This is a genomic window from Actinomadura sp. K4S16 (assembly GCF_008327685.1).
GTDB lineage: Bacteria > Actinomycetota > Actinomycetes > Streptosporangiales > Streptosporangiaceae > Spirillospora.
Window position 1 is genome coordinate 146,624 of record NZ_BDDE01000015.1, and the last position, 17,257, is coordinate 163,880.

General features: G+C 72.9%; 12 protein-coding genes and 1 riboswitch. Of the genes, 3 read left to right on the top strand and 9 right to left on the bottom strand.

Going from position 1 to position 17,257, the window contains the following annotated elements:
• The first annotated feature begins 16 nt into the window (after positions 1–16).
• Positions 17–409 carry an FHA domain-containing protein gene (locus tag K4S16_RS21900; RefSeq protein WP_149260883.1) on the top strand — a complete coding sequence of 131 codons (393 nt, stop codon included), beginning with the start codon at positions 17–19 and terminating at the stop codon, positions 407–409.
• A gap of 71 nt (positions 410–480) precedes the next feature.
• On the opposite strand, the gene typA is transcribed toward K4S16_RS21900, so the two are convergent.
• Entirely contained in the window at positions 481–2,334 is a 1,854-nt protein-coding gene (gene typA / locus K4S16_RS21905) for a translational GTPase TypA (RefSeq protein ID WP_149260884.1), read from the bottom strand.
• A gap of 191 nt (positions 2,335–2,525) precedes the next feature.
• A riboswitch (cyclic di-AMP (ydaO/yuaA leader) is annotated at positions 2,526–2,662 on the top strand.
• 40 nt (positions 2,663–2,702) lie between these two features.
• On the opposite strand from typA, the gene K4S16_RS21910 reads away from it, so the two are divergent.
• Positions 2,703–3,686, top strand: a complete 984-nt coding sequence (locus K4S16_RS21910) for a C40 family peptidase (protein WP_149260885.1) — start codon at positions 2,703–2,705, stop codon at positions 3,684–3,686.
• On the opposite strand, the gene K4S16_RS21915 is transcribed toward K4S16_RS21910, so the two are convergent.
• From K4S16_RS21915 to K4S16_RS21925, 3 genes are read right to left on the bottom strand one after another with little or no spacing between them, the layout of a single operon-like run.
• Positions 3,679–4,065: a (deoxy)nucleoside triphosphate pyrophosphohydrolase gene (locus K4S16_RS21915; RefSeq protein ID WP_149261225.1), complete on the bottom strand. Its 387-nt coding sequence runs from the start codon at positions 4,063–4,065 to the stop codon at positions 3,679–3,681. The genes K4S16_RS21910 and K4S16_RS21915 overlap by 8 nt on opposite strands.
• A gap of 29 nt (positions 4,066–4,094) precedes the next feature.
• A complete protein-coding gene (locus K4S16_RS21920; RefSeq protein ID WP_149260886.1) occupies positions 4,095–4,877 on the bottom strand; it encodes a Mut7-C RNAse domain-containing protein in 783 nt (260 codons plus the stop codon).
• A 29-nt stretch (positions 4,878–4,906) separates the two neighbouring features.
• Positions 4,907–6,196, bottom strand: coding sequence for an amidohydrolase family protein (locus K4S16_RS21925; RefSeq protein ID WP_160160986.1), 1,290 nt, complete (start codon positions 6,194–6,196; stop codon positions 4,907–4,909).
• Between K4S16_RS21925 and K4S16_RS21930 the strand changes: the two genes are divergently transcribed.
• Positions 6,195–6,821 (top strand): MarR family winged helix-turn-helix transcriptional regulator, encoded by a 627-nt coding sequence (locus K4S16_RS21930; RefSeq protein ID WP_160160987.1) that lies wholly within the window; start codon positions 6,195–6,197, stop codon positions 6,819–6,821. The two genes, K4S16_RS21925 and K4S16_RS21930, sit on opposite strands and share 2 nt — an antisense overlap.
• A 30-nt stretch (positions 6,822–6,851) precedes the next feature.
• Here the strand turns inward: K4S16_RS21930 and K4S16_RS21935 are convergent, their stop codons facing one another.
• The 5 genes from K4S16_RS21935 to K4S16_RS21955 form a co-directional block, all read right to left on the bottom strand.
• Positions 6,852–7,910, bottom strand: coding sequence for a bifunctional lytic transglycosylase/C40 family peptidase (locus K4S16_RS21935; RefSeq protein WP_149260889.1), 1,059 nt, complete (start codon positions 7,908–7,910; stop codon positions 6,852–6,854).
• Complete coding sequence (locus K4S16_RS21940; protein WP_149260890.1) at positions 7,907–8,539, bottom strand: hypothetical protein; 633 nt, start codon at positions 8,537–8,539, stop codon at positions 7,907–7,909. Before K4S16_RS21940 ends, K4S16_RS21935 begins: the two co-directional genes overlap by 4 nt.
• Positions 8,539–11,058, bottom strand: coding sequence for a type IV secretion system protein (locus K4S16_RS21945; protein ID WP_149260891.1), 2,520 nt, complete (start codon positions 11,056–11,058; stop codon positions 8,539–8,541). The genes K4S16_RS21940 and K4S16_RS21945 overlap by 1 nt, the downstream gene beginning before the upstream one ends.
• Positions 11,055–13,544 carry an ATP-binding protein gene (locus tag K4S16_RS21950; protein WP_149260892.1) on the bottom strand — a complete coding sequence of 830 codons (2,490 nt, stop codon included), beginning with the start codon at positions 13,542–13,544 and terminating at the stop codon, positions 11,055–11,057. Before K4S16_RS21950 ends, K4S16_RS21945 begins: the two co-directional genes overlap by 4 nt.
• A gap of 166 nt (positions 13,545–13,710) precedes the next feature.
• Entirely contained in the window at positions 13,711–16,938 is a 3,228-nt protein-coding gene (locus K4S16_RS21955; protein WP_149260893.1) for a TcpE family conjugal transfer membrane protein, read from the bottom strand.
• Positions 16,939–17,257: the final 319 nt, after the last annotated feature.

Here is a 17,257-nt window from a genome sequence, read left to right on the forward strand (position 1 = left end):
CGACAGCACGGCGTTCATGTGCCCGTACTGCGAGGCGGTGCTGACCAACCCGGGCGCCGCGCAGTGCGACTCGTGCCTGCGCCCGCTGCCGCAGAAGGGCACGCCCGTCCTGCGCGTCCAGTTCCCGACGGGCGAGCTCAAGGTCTCCGTCGGGCAGCACCTGGTGCTCGGCCGCGACGCGGGCCAGTCGCCGGTGGCGGCCACGTTCACCCAGTACGACAACGTGTCGCGGCGCCACTCGACCGTGTGGCTCGACCCGTCCGGCACGGCGTGGGTGCGCGACGAGGGCTCCACCAACGGGACGTTCGTCAACGGCGAGCGGCTCCCCCGCGGCGTGGAGGCCCCGCTCCGCGACGGCGACCAGCTCCGCCTGGCCGCCGACGTGACGGGAACCGTCCAGCTGAACTGAGCGACACGCGACGAAAAGAGGCGGCCCCGCGGTTCTCCGGAACCGCGGGGCCGCCTCTTTCGCTTACCTGCTCAGCCCGCGCGCTTGGTGCGGGCGCGCGTGCGCTCGCGCTCCTTGGCGTCGAGGACCACCTTGCGGATGCGGACGGCGGTCGGGGTCACCTCGACGCACTCGTCCTCGCGGCAGAACTCCAGGGCCTCCTCCAGCGACAGGAGGCGGGGCGGGGTGAGCCGCTCCAGCTCGTCGCCGGTGGACGACCGCATGTTCGTGAGCTTCTTCTCCTTGGTGATGTTGACGTCCATGTCGTCGGCGCGGGAGTTCTCCCCGACGATCATGCCCTCGTACACCTCGGTGGTGGGGCCGACGAAGAACGTGCCGCGCTCCTGGAGGTTCGTGATCGCGTAGGCGGTCGCGGCGCCGGAGCGGTCGGCGACGAGGGAGCCGGACGGCCGGGTGCGCAGTTCGCCGAACCAGGGCTCGTAGTCCTCGAAGACGTGGTGCGCCATGCCGGTGCCGCGCGTCTCGGTCATGAACTCGGTGCGGAACCCGATCAGGCCGCGGGCGGGGACGAGGAACTCCATCCGGATCCAGCCCGTCCCGTGGTTGGTCATGTGCTCCATGCGGCCCTTGCGGACCGCCATCAGCTGCGTGACCGCGCCGAGGTGCTCCTCGGGGATGTCGACGGTGAGCCGCTCGACCGGCTCGTGCTTCTTGCCGTCGATCTCGCGGGTGACGACCTGCGGCTTGCCGACGGTCAGCTCGTAGCCCTCGCGGCGCATGTTCTCCACCAGGATCGCCAGGGCCAGCTCGCCGCGGCCCTGCACCTCCCAGGCGTCGGGGCGCTCGGTCGGCAGCACCCGGATCGACACGTTGCCGACCAGCTCGCGGTCGAGCCGGTCCTTGACCATCCGAGCGGTGACCTTGGTGCCCTTCTCGCGGCCCGCCATCGGCCCGGTGTTGGTGCCGACCGTCATGGAGATCGCCGGCTCGTCCACCGTGATCAGCGGCAGCGGGCGCGGGTCGTCCGGGTCGGCGATGGTGTCGCCGATCATGATCTCGGGGATGCCCGCGATCGCGATGATGTCGCCGGGCCCGGCCTCGTCCGCGGGCTTGCGGGTGAGCGCCTCCGTCATCAGCAGCTCGGTGATCTTCACCCGCTCGATGCTGCCGTCGTGCCGGCACCAGGCGACCTGCTGGCCCTTCTTGATCATGCCGGCGTGCACCCGGCACAGCGCGATCCGGCCGAGGTAGCTGGAGGCGTCCAGGTTCGTCACGTGCGCCTGGAGCGGGGCGTCCGGGTCGTAGGACGGCGCCGGGATCGTCTCGGTGATGACCTTGAACAGCGGCTCCAGGTCGTCGCTGCCGGGCATGGCGCCGTCGGCGGGCTTGTCGAGCGAGGCCCGCCCGGCGCGACCGGAGGCGTACACGATCGGGAAGTCGATCTGGTCCTCGTCGGCGTCGAGGTCCATGAACAGCTCGTAGGTCTCGTCCACGACCTCGTCGATGCGCGCGTCGGGGCGGTCGGTCTTGTTCACGACCAGGATCACCGGCAGCTTCGCGGCGAGCGCCTTGCGCAGCACGAACCGGGTCTGCGGGAGCGGGCCCTCGCTGGCGTCCACCAGCAGGACGACGCCGTCCACCATGGACAGGCCGCGCTCGACCTCGCCGCCGAAGTCGGCGTGCCCCGGGGTGTCGATGATGTTGATCGTCAGCCCGTTGTGCAGGACGGCGGTGTTCTTCGCGAGGATCGTGATCCCCTTCTCGCGCTCCAGGTCGTTGGAGTCGAGCACGCGGTCGTCGACGTCCTGGTTCTCGCGGAAGGCCCCGGACTGCCAGAGCATGGCGTCGACCAGCGTCGTCTTGCCGTGGTCGACGTGGGCGACGATCGCGACGTTACGGAGGTCGTCGCGCGTGGAGATGGGCATGCGGGTTCGCCTTGCGTGAGAGTTCGGGGATCGCCGCAGACACGCGGCAGTCCCCCATTCTACTTGGCCGTGCGTACCATCCATCCCGAGCCGTTCGTACCGCCGGTCACACCGGGCCCCGATTGGCGAACTTTGCTCGTTCTTTGTAATCTTCCCGAGATCCGGTCGTCCGGAGTCCCCTCCCCGGGACTGCGGCCGGAACGCCGAATCTCCCGAGAAGCGGGAGAACCGGGGACCCACCACCCTCGGGGTGAATCGACACGTGTCGTAGGGCGACTCCTGGCCCGAACCCGTCAGCTAACCCGGTAGGCGTGCGAGGAGAGGAGAACACCGGCTTGGTTCCGGATTCCCGTCGGCGGCGTCGCATCATGCCCACCGCCACAGCCACCCTGCTCCTGATCGGCCTGGGCGCCGCCGCGCCGAACGTCGCCCGCGCCGCGCAGCCGTCCCGGCACGCCGCCGCGCCGTCGGCGCCCAGCCCGACCCCGACGACGGAGAAGGGCCTGCGCAAGAGCCTGGACGCGCTGAACGAAGAGGCCGAGATCCTCACGGAGAAGTTCAACAAGGCCCGCGTGGAGCTCGGCAAGGCCCGCAAGGCCGAGCAGGACGCCACCAAGGAGGCCGCGCGGCTGCGCGCCCTCGCCGAGCCCGCCCGCCAGCGGCTCGGCAGCCTGGCCGCGGCCAACTACATGGCCGGCGGCCCCGACGTCCTCTTCGGCTCCGGCGCGTCCGCCGAGGGGCTGTCCGACCGCGCCTACCTCGCGCAGAGCCAGGCCACCGCCGTCCTCGCGCTGAAGAAGCAGATCGACCAGGCCGACGCCGCGCAGCGCACCGCCCAGGCCAAGAGCGCGCAGCTCAAGAAGGCCTGGGACGACGCCAAGAAGGCGCGCGACGCGGCCAAGTCCAAGGTCGGCGAGGTGATGAAGCGCCTCGACAAGCTGACCACCACCCACGCGCGCGACCCGCGCACCGGGCTCACGGCCACCGTGAAGGGCTCGGACCTGCCCGCCAAGATGGCCCGCAAGGCGCTCACCAAGCTCGGCTCCCCGTACGTGTGGGCCGCCGCCGGACCGAACAGCTTCGACTGCTCCGGCCTCGTCGTCTGGGCCTACACCCAGGTCGGCAAGCCCGGCCTCCCGCACTACACCGGCGACCTGTTCGCCATGGGCACCAAGGTCTCGCGCGGCTCGCTGCGCTCCGGCGACCTGGTCTACTTCGGCAGCAACCTCCACCACATGGGCATCTACCTCGGCGACGGCAAGTACCTGCACGCCCCCCAGACCGGCGACGTGGTCAAGATCTCCAAACTCAGCGAACGCTCCGACTTCGCCGGCGCAAACCGGATCAGCTGAGGCCCTGAGCCGCGAGGAGGTCTATGACCGGGCGGTCGCCGGGGAGCCAGTCGACGTCGTAGAGCTCGGACGGGGTGAGCCAGCGGAGTTCCAGGTGCTCCAGGGCCTGCGGTTCGCCTTCGACGATCTCGGCCGTCCAGACGCGGAGGAGGCTGCGCTCGCTCAGGCGCCAGTCGCCGCCGACGCGGCGGCCGAGGCGGACCTTCACGGCCAGTTCCTCGTGGCACTCGCGCACCAGGGCGTCCTCGTCCGACTCGCCGGGGTCGACCTTGCCGCCGGGCAGTTCCCAGCCGCCCGCCATGTGCGGCGGCTCCGCGCGCTGGGCGGCCAGCAGGCGCCCCTCCGACAGGATCGCCGCACCCACCACCACGAGATCGATCTCGACCAGCTCCTCTCCGTGCTTCTCCCTCAGACCGCGGCGCCGGTCCGTCCGGTTCCGTTGCCCCGGAGGGCGTCGACCAGTCGCGTCGCGTCGCGGACGATCTCCTCCAGGCGGTCGCCGTGCGCGCCGCGCCAGTACAGCTGACCGCAGTCGGCGCAGCGGCCGTAGACGTCGTAGTTGCGTCGCGTGCCCGCCTGCAGCTCGCGCTCGATCTCCTGCTTGTCGACCGGGACGAGCTCGCCGTTGCATGCGGTGCAGCGCGTCCACGGCCGCAGGACGGGCGCGAACCGGTCGAGCAGGTCGCGGAGCTGGTCGTCCGGGCGCGAGCCGCGGACGTAGGCGCCGAACCACAGCGCGCGGCGGCGCAGGAGGCCGCGGTCCTGGGTGAGCAGGACACGGCGCTCCTCGTTGGCCTGGACGACGAGCGCCGGGTCGTCCATGTCGTTGTGGTAGGCGGTGTCGAGGCCGAGCAGGCGCATGCGCCGGGCCAGCGTCCCGAGGTGGACGTCGAGGAGGAAGCGCGGCGCGACCTGGCCCGGGTCCAGCGGGACGGGCTGGGGGCGCGGCACCGCCGCCACCCGGACCTCGGCGCCGACCGCGGGCCGGGTGGCGGGCCCGGCGGGCTCGCCGTCGGCCGTCATCGGGCCCGCCTCGGGCAGCGGCACGCCCAGCGACTCCACGAGGTGCCCCAGCGTGGAGGTCCCGTCGTAGGGCACGCGGGCCGGGGCCACCCGCCGGGTGGCGGGCAGGAACATCAGCAGCTCGTCGGCGACGCGGATCGTTATCTCGGACTCCACGCAGATCAGCATGCCACGTGCGGCCGACGATTCTCCTCGGCTCAGGCCGCCGTCACGCGCGCGGCGGACTCCGTCAGCGACGCCAGCAGGGCGGGGACGTCGTGGCCCGTCAGCACTCCCCCGCGCTTGACCATCCGGCCGCCGACGAGGACGGTGTCGACGTTGCGCGTGTCGGCCGCCAGCACCACGGCCGCGACGGGGTCGTGGGCCGCCGCGACGCCGAGGGTGTCGGTGCGCAGGACGAGGAGGTCGGCCTGCTTGCCCGGGGTCAGCGACCCGGTGGCGTCCGCCAGCCCGGCGGCCTCGGCTCCCTCGATCGTGGCCATCCGGAGGGCGTCGGCGGTGGTGAAGCCGAGGCCGGCGCCGTCCGGGCGGCCCCGTTCGATGACGTAGGCGGCGCGCATGACGCTGAACATGTCGCCGGGTCCGCAGGCGACGGTGTCGGCGCCGAGCGCGGTCGGGACGCCCGCGGCGCGGGCGCGTCCGGTGGGCGGGGCGCCGATGTTCACGGCGGCCTCGATGGCGGGGGCGACGGAGACCGTCCCGCCGCTCCCGGCGATCCGCTTCAGCTCCTCGTCGGTGTAGAAGTTGGCGTGCACGTACATCGCGGGGTGGTCCATCAGCCCGTGGGCGTCCAGGAACGCCAGGCCGCTCGCGGCGCTCTCGGCGCCGTGGCCGCCCATGTGCGCGGTGACCGGCAGCCCGAGGTCGCGGGCCGTCCGCCATTCGGCGAGCGCGCGCTCGGCGCCCGCGATCTCCGGGCCGAGCGCGGCCAGCGCCATCGTGACGGTGCCGCCGGGGCCGCCGAAGTACTCGCGGTGGACGCGGCCGGTCTCGGCGGCGAGCGCGCCGAGGTCTCCGTCGCCGCCGTAGCAGTACCCGAACACCGCCCTGATCCCGGACTCCCGCAGCGCCGCGATGTTCGCCTCGGTGTGGCCGGGGCCGAGCTGGATGTGCGACCAGTCGACCAGCGTGGTGATGCCGGAGTCGAGGCATTCCAGGGAGCCGGCGAGCGTCCCGGCGAACACGTCCTCGGGACGGTACCGGGGTGCCATCTCGCCGAGGACGCGTTGCAGGTAGGCGGGGAGCGTGCCGTCGGCCACGGCCGCGCGGATCCCCGCCTGCCAGGTGTGCCGGTGGGTGTCGACGAAGCCCGGCATGACGATGCGGCCGGTCGCGTCGATGGTCTCGGCGCCCTCCGGCGCGGCGAGCCCCGGGCCGACGGCGGCGATGCGGCCGTCCTCGACGAGCACGTCGGCGGTCCCAAGCACGGTCGGCCGGGGCGCGGTGTCGATGACGAGGCCGTTCGTGAGCAGTAGAGTCGTTGTCATGCTCAAAAGCTTAAGAGTTAGCTTTTTAAAAAGCAACAAGCTGAGCGAGTACGCTCGGGGCGTGCAGGACGAGAGCGTGCGCGGGGACGAGACCGGGTCCCGCCGGGACGAGTTCGACACCCGCAGGGATGAGATCGACACCGTGGCCGACGCGTGGCGGCGGGACGGGCTGTCCGAGCCGCTCATCGCGATGCTGGAGCTGAGCAAGCGCGCCGGGCGCGTCGCCATGCTGGTGCAGCAGGCTCTCCGCGGCCCGCTCGCCGAACTCGGCCTCACCTACGCCGAGTTCGAGGTGCTGACCGTGCTGCGCCGGGAGGGCGAACCCTACCGGCTCCGGCCGAGCGAGCTCACGCGGTCGGCGTTCCTCACTTCGGGCGGCACGAGCAACGTCCTGCAGCGGCTGCAGAAGGCCGGCTACATCGAGCGCGAGGCCAACGCCGGCGACGCCCGCAGCCGCTTCGTCCAGCTGACGGAGGACGGGTTGCGCGTCACCGAGCGGGCCCTGGCCGCGTCCGGCGCGGCGCACGAGGAGGTCATGGCCCTGGTGCCGCCGGAGGACGTCCGGGACGCCGCCGACGCGCTGCGCGAGATCCTGCTCGTCATCGGCCGGCGCCGGTTCCGCTGAGCCCGCCGGGCCGGACCGCGCGCCGGGCGGTCACTGCCGCGCGGCCAGCTCCGACACCTTCTTCTTGAAGTCGGGCCGCGCCAGCGGGCGGGTCACCCCGACCCAGTTCGCCTTCTTGTACGTCTTGACGCCGATCGCGGGCACGCACGACGAGCAGCTCGCCACGATCATCTTGCCGCCGCCGATGACCATCCCGACGTGGCCGGGGTTGTCCGGCGACGTCCCGGGGCCGGAGTTGAAGAACACCAGATCGCCCGGCTGCTCCTTGCCCTTGGGGATCTTCACGCCGAACGGCCACTGCTCGAACGTCGTGCGCGGGAGGTTCAGGCCGACCTGCCGGTACGCGGCCTGGATCAGGCTGGAGCAGTCGTAGGCGTCCGGCCCGTTCGCCCCGAACACGTACGGCTTGCCGCGCTGCGCCATGGCGAACGCGATGATCGTCTTGACGAGGGCGCTGACGTTGGCGGGGAGCTGGTTGTCCTCGCAGTTGATCCCGTTGGCCTGGACGACCTTGAACTCGCCGCCGACGTAGCGCTTCGCCCAGTCCAGGACGAGGTCCACGTAGTCCCACGAGTGGTTGTACTGGAAGATCGCGGTGCGCATCCGGTCCGGGGCGCCGTTGTGCTTGAGGTAGGCCGCGGCCGTCGGGATCGCGTCCGCCGGGTCGTAGCGGTCCTTCTTGCCGTCCTTGTCGCCGTCCACCGCGAACGCCTTGAACGTCGGCTCCAGGAACTGCATGGGGCCGCCCGCGCCCGCGTAGTTCTCCCCGCTGGACACGCCCGGCATCGTCGACCTGCCGTGGTCGGTCTCGACCTTGCCGACGCCCGCCAGGACGTTCCAGGGGATGCCGTACTTCTTTCCCGCCTCCTGGTACAGCTTCAGGTAGTCCGCCGGGACGGCCTTCGCGTCGTTCGCCGCCGCGGGCTGCGCGCCGGCGCCGGCGGTGTCCACGCATCCGCCGCCGCCGCCGATCCCGCCGCCGAACAGGAACTGGCCCGTGCCGAACAGGATCGGGACGAAGATCAGCGCCACGAACATGATCCCGGCGACCGCGATGCCGCCGACGACCAGCAGGATCCGCGTGCTCATCCCGTGTCACCCGCCTGCCCGGCGTCCGCCGGCTCGAACGAGTAGACCTTCATCGAGCCGCCGTTCCTCGTCACGGTGACCGCGTACTGCTTGCTGTCGCTGCTCGTCCGGCCGTTCTTCGTGACCTGCTGGCGGCCGGTCACCAGGAAGATGATCGAGTTGTTCTCGATGTCGCGTACCTCGTCGAGGGACGCGGCCCCCTGCGCGACGAACTGCTCCTTGCGGCGCTCCTCCACCATCGCGGGCGTCGCCATCCCCTGGCCGAGGCGCTGCCCGAGGTCCTCGGTGGCCAGACCGGCGAACTGCGCCACGTAGGCCTGGGGCGTCTCGTCGTAGCGGTACGTCCCGTAGGCGGCGACGAACCGCTGCGCGAGGTCGGCCGCCGTGGCGAACTCCTGCCGGGAGAACGGCAGCAGCCGGTAGACGTCGAAGTCGTTCGGATTCACGGTGCTGTGGATCCCCGGTGGCGGCGACGCGGGCGCCGGCGACACCGTGGCGCTCGGGCGCGCCTGCGCCTCGTCGTCGGACTCACCGGAGGGTGCGGCGACCGTCAGGTAGACGCCGACGGCCGCCAGCAGCACGACGAGACCCGCGAACAGGAGTTTGCGCCGCCGGTCGGTCAGGTTCATCACTCGTCCCGATCCGCCTCACCGGACCGGCGGTCGGCCGGACGCAGCCAGAACGGGATCGGCGGGGAGGCGTCGGAGCCGCTCCTGCCCCACAGCGGCGGGGGCTGCCGCCGCCCGCCCGGCTCGGGACGCGAAGAGCCGCCGCCCGAGCCGCCCGAGCCGCCGGAGCGGCCGCGCTGCCGGGGGACGCCCCCGGACCCGCCGCCGGACCCTCCGCCCGAACCGCCCGAACCACCCGAACCGCCGCCAGAGCCGCCGTTGCCGCCCCCGGAGAACCAGCCGCCGCCACCGGAGCCGCCCGAACGGCCCGAGCCACCGCCCGAACGCCCGCGACCGCGGTCAACGGAGCCGGACGAGCGTCCGCCACCGGAGAACCAGCCACCGCCGCCGCCCGAGCCACCGCCAGAACCGCCGGACGATCCACCGCCGCCCGAGCCGCCGCCCGAGCCGCCGCTGCCGCCACCGCCGGAGACACCGCCGCCGGTTCCGCCCCGCCCCGCCCAGGAGGTCGGGCGGATGGTGCCCTTGCCGGAGCCCGACCCGCCTCCGTCTCCCGCGTCGTCGTCGCCCTTGGCGACGACGACGCCGGGCCGGGCGGCGGCCGCCTTGCCGCCGTCCGTACGGCGGTCGCCGAGCGCGCCCGCCCTGGTCGGCAGGTTCAGCGGGGGAGCACCGCGCTTGGACCGGCCCTGCGCGGTCGCCGCGCCCGCGGCGCCCGCGCCGCGGGGCTTGGCCGCGAGGACCGGGGCGTCCTCGGGCGACTGCTCCGCGCCCGCGCCGGGCGCCGACTTGTCGGCCGAGTTCATCGCGCCGGCCATCGCGCCGGTCGTCGCGCCGCCCGTCACTCCGCCGATGATGGCCGCGGCCACAGCCGGGTCCTCCTTGGCCTTGCGGAACATCTGGTAGGCGGCCACCGGCGGTATCGCCTCGGTGCTCTTGCGGGCCGCCGCGACCGACTTGCCGAATTCCGCCTCGCCCTTCTCCCGGGCCCCGACCGCGGAGTAGCCGACGGCGGAGAACAGGTGCTGGAACGGCTTGCGGTACACGAACGCCGCGAACGTCACCAGCGCGATCAGCAGCACCTGGAGGCCCCAGGGCAGCGTCTCGCCGAGGATCAGGCTGTACGCCCACAGCAGCAGCGAGAGCACACCGATGAGCGCGGCCTGCTTCAGCAGCATGGACAGCAGCAGTTCGAGCCAGCGCATGGCGATGACGCGGCCGACACCCGGATGGATACCGATCCCGAGGAAGATCGGCCCCGCGACGAGGAGCAGCAGGAACGCGATCTTCACGACGATCAGCGCGGTCGAGATGACCAGGATGAGCATGCCCGCGACCAGGGCCGCGAACAGCGCGATGATCGCCACCCCCAGCCGGTTCTGCCAGTCCTTGCCCTGGAACAGGGCGTAGTTCTCGGGATGGTTGTCCTTGATGTCCTTCGTGACGTCCTTGTAGGCGTCACTCTTCTTTCCCAGGTCGACCTTGTTCGTCCCGTACGTCTCCGGAAGGTCGACCGCCTGCGACCAGAGCAGCTTGTCGGCGTTCTGCTTAATGATCTTCGCATTGGGATCGCTGGTGCCGAACTCGCCCTGCAGCCACGGCTTGCAGACCAGCGCCACCCACAGCGCGTTCGCGTTGCGGGACGTCGCGTCGATGCTCTGCGACGTCGCCGGATCGGGCTTGCCGTTGGGGACGGGAACGCACGTCCCGCCCGTGGTATCGCTCGGCGGCAGCGCGGCGCTGAAGGCGGCGCTGGTCGCCTCGGAGACCTTCGTCCCGAGCGTGGTGAAGTCGGCGGGCCGCGCGATCAGCCAGACCAGCGCCACCATCGCGGCGATCATCCAGACGACGCCCTCGGTGACCTTGCTCGCCCGCCTGCGGACGAGGCCCCACCAGGCGAGCCACATCGCGCCGAGGATGACCACCCACGACCAGTAGCGGGCGTTGAAGGTCTTGCCGATGTTGATGATGACCCCGTCGACGGTGTCCTTCAGCCAGCTCAGCATCGACTCCGACGCGGCCGCCTGGTAGACGCTGATCGTCGTCCGGTCGACCGTCCGGACCACGGTGAACAGGGTGTTCGCGATCGCGTTGCCCATCATCGACATCGCGTCCGAGCAGCCCATGTCGACCGCGTACCAGGTCTGCCCGGCGGTGCCGTACCGGTCGTAGTAGGTGAGCCGTTCGACGGGGGTCTTCTGGAGCTTCTCGTCCGGGTAGTCGGGCGGCTTGATCATGCCGTCCGTCCCGGACCCGTATCGCTCGGGCGAGGGATGATCGGCCGGTCTGCACACGTCGTTCAGCGGATTCGACAGGCCCGGAATCGGAGGGGCCGCGGACGCCGGGGACATCGGCCCCACCATGAGCAGCGCCATGATGGTCAGCAGCAGTATCGAGCGGCGGGTGCGCGGCCGCCGGCGGCGGATGGTACGACGGCGGGACCGGCCTAGGGCCTTGCGGTCGAGTCCTTCGCCGGGCGAGCGCTGCAGGCGCGCCGTCCCGTTGCGGGAACCCCTCATCGGGAGACCTCCTCGACCTCGGCCCCCGCGACGGTCAGTTCGGACGTGCCCGGACGGGACCGGGTCGGGTTGGTGTCCAGCCAACGCTGCAGTTCCTCGGAGATCAGGTCGACGCCGATGCGCCCCGCTCGGCCGTCGAGGTCACGGAAGATGCATTCGCCGTTGCCGAGGTTGCGCAGCACGGCCTTGTGCTCGTCGGACGTCTCGACCCCGAGTAGGGACATGACGTTGCCGACCTCGACCCGCTCGGTGGAGCGGAACGAGAACACCGAAGACAGGCAGTTCGTCACCTGTTCGTTCAGCAGGTCGCCCGCGTTCTGGGAGACCAGGATCAGCGCGGTGTTGCGGGAGCGTCCCATGCGCGACACCTCGGGCACGAGCTTGGCGCCCTCCGGCGTCGAGGTGATCGCCCACGCCTCGTCCAGGAAGATGGCCTTCGGCAGCCGCCGGTCGAGGCCGTGCATCAGCCGCCGCGCGAACTGCGACACCAGGTACATCAGCGCGACCGACAGCCGCTGCTCGTAGGAGTAGTCCTCCCGCGGGATCGTGACGTCCGGGAGGGTGAGCCCGCCGAGCGTGAACACGGTCGTCCAGCCGGCGGTGTCGATGCGCTCGCCGCCGGACGGGTCGAAGCACAGCCGCGCGAGCCGCATCTCCGACATCGAGCGGAGCACCGCGCCGAGGTTCTTGGACGCCGGGTCGTCGGCGCCTTCCAGGTAGTCGACGACGCGGCCGAGCGAAGGCCGCTCGGCGTTGGCGACCGCGCCGACCGCCTGGATCATCGCGGACTCGCGCTCCTCCGACATGCGTGGGAGCAGCAGCCGCAGCGTCTCGGTCGCCATCATCTTCTTGGTGGCGAGGTCGTCGCCGAAGGAGAACGGGTCGAGCAGCCCGGGCGCCGCCGAGCCGAGCGGCAGGATGCGCGCCTTCCTGCCGCGCGCCTTGAGCAGCTCCACGAGCGACTCGGCGTCGCCCTTCGGGTCGATCGCCGCGACGGTGACGCCGCGCAGCGACATCTGGTAGATCAGCAGCAGCGCGAGCGTGGTCTTGCCGCCGCCGGGCTCACCGGTGATCGCGACGGCCGTCGGGCGGTTGCGGGCCGCCGCGACGAGCGGGTCGAAGTGCACGATGGCCCGGGCACGGCCGAGCGTCTCGCCGATGTACGGGCCGACCCAGCCCTCGCCCTCGTCGTCGGTTCGGTCGCCGAGGTCGACGGTCGCGACCGGCATCCCGCCCGCGATGGTGCGCAGCGGCTGGCGCTGCGCGTAGGCGTTCAGCCGGATCTGGTCGCCGGGCAGCGACTCCAGGAACAGCGAGAACTGGTCGCCGGTCGAGTTGACGACGTCGATGCCGATGTCGCGGTAGTGCTCGACGACGGCGTCCACGCGCTGCGCGAGCAGGTCCTCGGTCGGCGCGGACACGATCAGCCGGTGCCACCCGTACACGAACGGCAGCCGCTCCTTGGTGATGCCGTGCTCCAGCATCCGGGCCGCGTCGATCTGCTCGGCGAGCGCGATCGGCGCCTCCGCGCCCGCCTCCCGGATGTGCTGGTCCATGTCGCGGGCGTGCGCGAGCTTGCGCGAGACGTCCTTGGACGCCTTCGCCGGCGGGACCAGCTTCATCCGCGCGCTGATCTCGACGGGGAACGGGAGCGCGTCGGCATAGTGGAACCAGGGCTCGCCGTCCGGGAACGGCATCATGTCGGGGAACCGCGCGAACGACAGGTAGGCGACGTAGGAGGCGGCGGTGGCGCCGCCGCCCGCGCCGGTGAAGTTCGGCTGCTCGATCCGCAGGTACGAGCGCCCGTTGTGGATGGCGCCCTCCACCAGCGACTCGATCTCGCCCTTGCCCCACGTCCTGCGCGGGACGGCGGACGGCGGCGGGTCGGCCAGCGAGCCCGTCACCGCGTGCTGGAACAGCCACGCCACCTCGGTGGAGGTGGCGTGCCTCGCGTACAGGGCGGACCCGCCGAGCGCGCGGCCGATCCGCTCGGCCTGCTCCGTCCAGCGCGCGATCTCCTTCTTGTCGACCGCGTCGTCGTGCACGCCGAGGACGTTCTCGCTGCGCTTGTAGGCCTTGAGGAGCTGCGACAGGACGCCGCCCGACAGCTGTGCGCCCATGCCGCGCGGGCCGAGCCGCACCCCGAGGTAGACCTCCTTGGTCCAGAAGTCCTTGGCCCACACGTGGGCATAGGTCTCCTCCAGGTACTCCCGCCACCCGGGACCGCCGTCGGACGTCCGGTCCAGGGCCAGCGCCCACTCCGCCGCCGGATACGTCCGGTGCGCGATCCGCAGGTGGACCTCGGCGTCCTGCATGCGGATGCCGGCGAGCGCGATGGTGATGTTGGTGGCGAGCGCCTCGCGCTCCTCACCGGTCGTGAACTCGTAGGACACCGTGGGCAGCCGGAAGTACGCCCAGGCGGCGCTGTCGGTCAGCAGGACGCGGTCGTCGAAGTACCGCACGGCCAGTCGGCTCGACTTGCTCATGCCGTCCTCCCGACGCCGGTTCCGATCAACGATTCTCTCCTCGCGCGGGCGGCCGCACAGGGCTGCCCGGGAGAGTGTTCGCAATCCGGACGGTCATGAACGTCAGGCGGGTCCGCCAGCAATGCCCGGTTCACTACGGTCTCCGCTCGATGCCCGCGAGGGGCGCTCATCGGGTGGCCTCCTGCTCCTGCTGAAGCTCCTGGTAACGCTCGGGCATGACGGTGAAGCCGCCGGCCACGACGCCGGCGAGGGCAAGATAGGCACGCCGCGTCGGCGTGCGCAACGACTTCAGCTCGTTGCGCGGCGCGCGGTCCATGCTCAGGTGATCGTCCCATGGAATGCGCACCAGGGCCCGGCAGCGCCCGCGCGCCACGGCCTCGGCCTGCTCGACGTCGTCCATGCTGCGGCGGCTCACCCCGTTGATGACCGTCACCGCGCGGGACCGCAGCTCCTCGTAACCGTGGCCGTCCAGCCACTCGAACGTCATCGCGACGGCCCGGGGCGCGTCGGCGCTCGCCGGCGCGACGAGGACGATCTGGTCGGCGTACGGCAGGACGCGCGCGACCACGGCGGCGGCCGCGTCGAGCAGCGTCACCGAGTAGAACTTGTCGAGCGTGCGGATCGCGAGCGCGTAGTCGCGGTCGTCGAGCGCCTGCAGCGGGTTCTTTCCCGCCGCGATGACGTCGAGCCCGGACTTGGCCTGCGAGGTGTACCGGCGCATCGCGGTGAGGCTGGACACCTGGTCGGCGCGCGTGATGAGACCGGTCAGCGTCTCGTTCGTGTCGCTGCGGGTGCGCCGCGCGAGCGCGCCCGGCCCGGGGTTCACGTCGATCGCGACGACCGGCTCGCCGTTGTGCTGCGCGAACGTGTGCCCCAGCATCAGCGCGGTGACGGTCTGCCCCGCCCCGCCGGTGCACCCCAGCACGACGACGTGCCGCGTCCCGTGGAACGGCTGCTGGATCCGCTGCTGGTAGTCGGCGTCGACCTCGCCGTGCCCGCCGCCGACCGCGTGGATGAGCCGCCGCAGCCCGCCGGAGGTCACCTCGTGCTCGGGACCGGGCGGGGTGATCGCCGGACCCGACGGCGGGGGCGCCGGGGGCGGCGGCAGGGGCCGCGGCCGGACGGGCGAGGCGGGCTGCGACCGGACCTCCCGCGGCGGCGCCTCCTCCTCCACCGGACGCGGCGGCTCCGCGACCGCCGGAGGCTCGGCCGGCGGGGGCTCCGGCGCGTCCGGGCGGCCGAGGCCGCCGGGGACCGCGGGCCGCTGCGGCTTGGACAGCCCCTGGGACCAGGGCCTGGGCGGCTCCCGCAGCACCCCGGGCTGCTCCGGCGGCGAGGCGGGCCGCACCATGGGCACCTGCTGGTGCGGCGCGGGCGGCGCACCAGCCTGCTCCGCCGCGGCGGCGGGCGCCTCCGGCCGCTGCCCCGACCATCCAGGACGCCGCTCCGGCGGCACGGGCGGACCCCCAGCCGCGCCGCCACGCTCCGCTTCGGCACCCGCCTCCTCGGTGCCCGACCGCGCAGCGGGCTGCTCGGGCCGCGCGGCGGGACGCCCCGACCACATGACGGGTTGCTCCGGCCGCAGCACAGGCCGCCCCGAAGGCGCGTGAGGCGCCGGCGACTCCGCACCGCCCCCCTCCGAGTCAGCGGCCCGCTCCGCCGCGGCGGGCGACTCCGCCTGCGCCGCCGGGCGCTCCGGCCGCGTCACAGGCGACGCGGGACGCGGAGTGTCCTGCGCGGACGGCGAGGACTCCCCCGCTCGTGCCGCTTCCGGCTCCGGCGTGGCAGGCGACTCCGCTTCTGCGGCGGGCCGCTCCGTCGGCATGGGCGGCTGCGCCGACCGCGCCCGCGCGGCTTCCTGCTCCGACGCGGTGGGCGACTCGGCCTGGGCCGCCGGGTGCTCCGGCCGCGTCACATGCTGCGCAGGCGAGGCGGAAGGCTGCGCCAAGCGCGCGGCGTCCTGTGCGGACGGCGACGAGTTCTCCGACCGGGCGGCTTCCTGCTCTGGCTTGGCGGGCGAGTCTGCCTGGGGTGCTGGGTCTTCCGGCTGCGTCACGTGTTGCGTGGGCGACGCGGGGCGCGGGGTGTCCTGGGTGGACGGCGACGAGTCCTCCGGCCGTGCGGGCTCCTGTTCCGGGGTGGCGGGCGGGGTCGTGTGGGCGGTGGCGTGCCTTGGGGGTTGTGCCGGGCTGGGGTTTTGGGCGCCGAAGGCTCCGGGGACCATCGGGATGTCGGGGCGGGTGGGGGTGGGGCGCTGGGGGGCGGGTGTTCCCTGGGCCCGGATCCGGGTTCCGGCGACCTTCTTGTCGCCGGGCTCGCCGTTGAACGCCCGCGGCGCGCGCACGCGCTCGCCCTCCGCGGCGTGCGCCTGCTCGGGCTCGGCGGGCGGCTGCCGCGTGACGCCGTCGCCCGGCTCGGCGGGGCGCACCCACCGGACGCTCGGCGCCGCGGGTTCGGGGGCGTTCGCGATCTCCTCGGCGGCCTGGCGGGCGTCGGCGCGCGGCAGCTGGGGGACGTCGGGCCTGGTGTCGCCGGCCGGGACGGCCTGCCAGAACTCGGCCGGTTCGCCTGGACGGCGGACGCCGGAGGCCAGGGCGCGCTTGCCGGAGCCCGGGGGCGGGCCGGGTGGGGGCACCTCCAGCCGCGGCGTCGCCGGGGGGCGCTCGACGTCGGCGGCGAACGGGAGGACGTCGTCCTCGTGCGCGATGTCGCGGGTGGTGCGGCGCCAGGCCTTGGGCGGGACGGCGGGGCCGGGGGCGGCGGGCTCGGGCTCGGCGGGACGGGGCACGGAGGGCTCGGGGGCGGAGAACTGGGCGGCGGGGAGCTGGGCGGCGGGGACGGCCTCGCGCTGGGCCGCGTACTCGACCAGGGACGGGGGCGCGGCGGCGGCCGCGGGGCGCGGGACCTGGACCGGGACCGGGGTCGCGGCGGGGGCCGCGGCGGGCTCCGGCTCGGCGGCGCGGCGGCGGCCGCGGCGGCGGGACTTGATCGCGGCACGTTCCATCGCGGCCGCGGGGACCGGGGCGCCGGCGCGGCGCCAGACGCGGGCCACGATGACGACCTCGCGGGGCTCCTGGATGGGGGTCAGGCGGCACCAGGTGCGGGGCTCGGCGAGGTAGCGGCCCTGGGAGAGCAGCAGTTCCGTGAGCCTCTTGCCCTCGATGACGGGGCGGGTCGCCATCCAGGTGAGCACGCCCGGCGGGACGATGTAGAGCACGTGCCAGGGGGACTCGAAGGGGATCCCGACGACCCGGAGCAGCACGATCCACGGCACGAACACGCCGAGGAAGACGCCGATCTGGACCAGCGGCAGCGGCATCGGAAGCCGCAGGTCGTACAGCTTGTAGAGCCGCTTCTCGATGCGCCAGATGTTCGTGTACGTGGGTAGATCCACGCCCCTACTCCCCTAACTGCGCGGGCACCGTGCCGCCTTCGGACCTCCGTCTGGGTCAGGAGACGTCCACGCCGAGGGCCTCGGCGGTCGCCTTGGCCGTGGTCTCGATGTCGTCGGGCACTAGCGGACCACTCCGATTCCGATCGCCGGGCGGATGAATTGACGAAGCGCGTGATCTCGCGGGTGAACGGGAAGGACGGCGCCGCAATGGACGCGGTCGGGAGGAACGGCGGGCCCGAGTTCGCCGGCCGCGGGGTTTTCGTGCGGAATCGGCGCCATGACGTGCTGCGACATCGAATCGGCTACCTTCCCTGGTCGG

Bases quoted from the DNA above. Each gene is read 5' to 3' on its own strand.
- K4S16_RS21900 (WP_149260883.1), top strand. From the start codon at position 17: ATGTGCCCGTACTGCGAGGCGGTGCTGACCAACCCGGGCGCCGCGCAG.
- typA (WP_149260884.1), bottom strand. From the start codon at position 2,334: ATGCCCATCTCCACGCGCGACGACCTCCGTAACGTCGCGATCGTCGCC.
- K4S16_RS21910 (WP_149260885.1), top strand. From the start codon at position 2,703: ATGCCCACCGCCACAGCCACCCTGCTCCTGATCGGCCTGGGCGCCGCC.
- K4S16_RS21920 (WP_149260886.1), bottom strand. From the start codon at position 4,877: ATGCTGATCTGCGTGGAGTCCGAGATAACGATCCGCGTCGCCGACGAG.
- K4S16_RS21930 (WP_160160987.1), top strand. From the start codon at position 6,195: ATGCTCAAAAGCTTAAGAGTTAGCTTTTTAAAAAGCAACAAGCTGAGC.
- K4S16_RS21925 (WP_160160986.1), bottom strand. From the start codon at position 6,196: ATGACAACGACTCTACTGCTCACGAACGGCCTCGTCATCGACACCGCG.
- K4S16_RS21935 (WP_149260889.1), bottom strand. From the start codon at position 7,910: ATGAGCACGCGGATCCTGCTGGTCGTCGGCGGCATCGCGGTCGCCGGG.
- K4S16_RS21940 (WP_149260890.1), bottom strand. From the start codon at position 8,539: ATGAACCTGACCGACCGGCGGCGCAAACTCCTGTTCGCGGGTCTCGTC.
- K4S16_RS21945 (WP_149260891.1), bottom strand. From the start codon at position 11,058: ATGAGGGGTTCCCGCAACGGGACGGCGCGCCTGCAGCGCTCGCCCGGC.
- K4S16_RS21950 (WP_149260892.1), bottom strand. From the start codon at position 13,544: ATGAGCAAGTCGAGCCGACTGGCCGTGCGGTACTTCGACGACCGCGTC.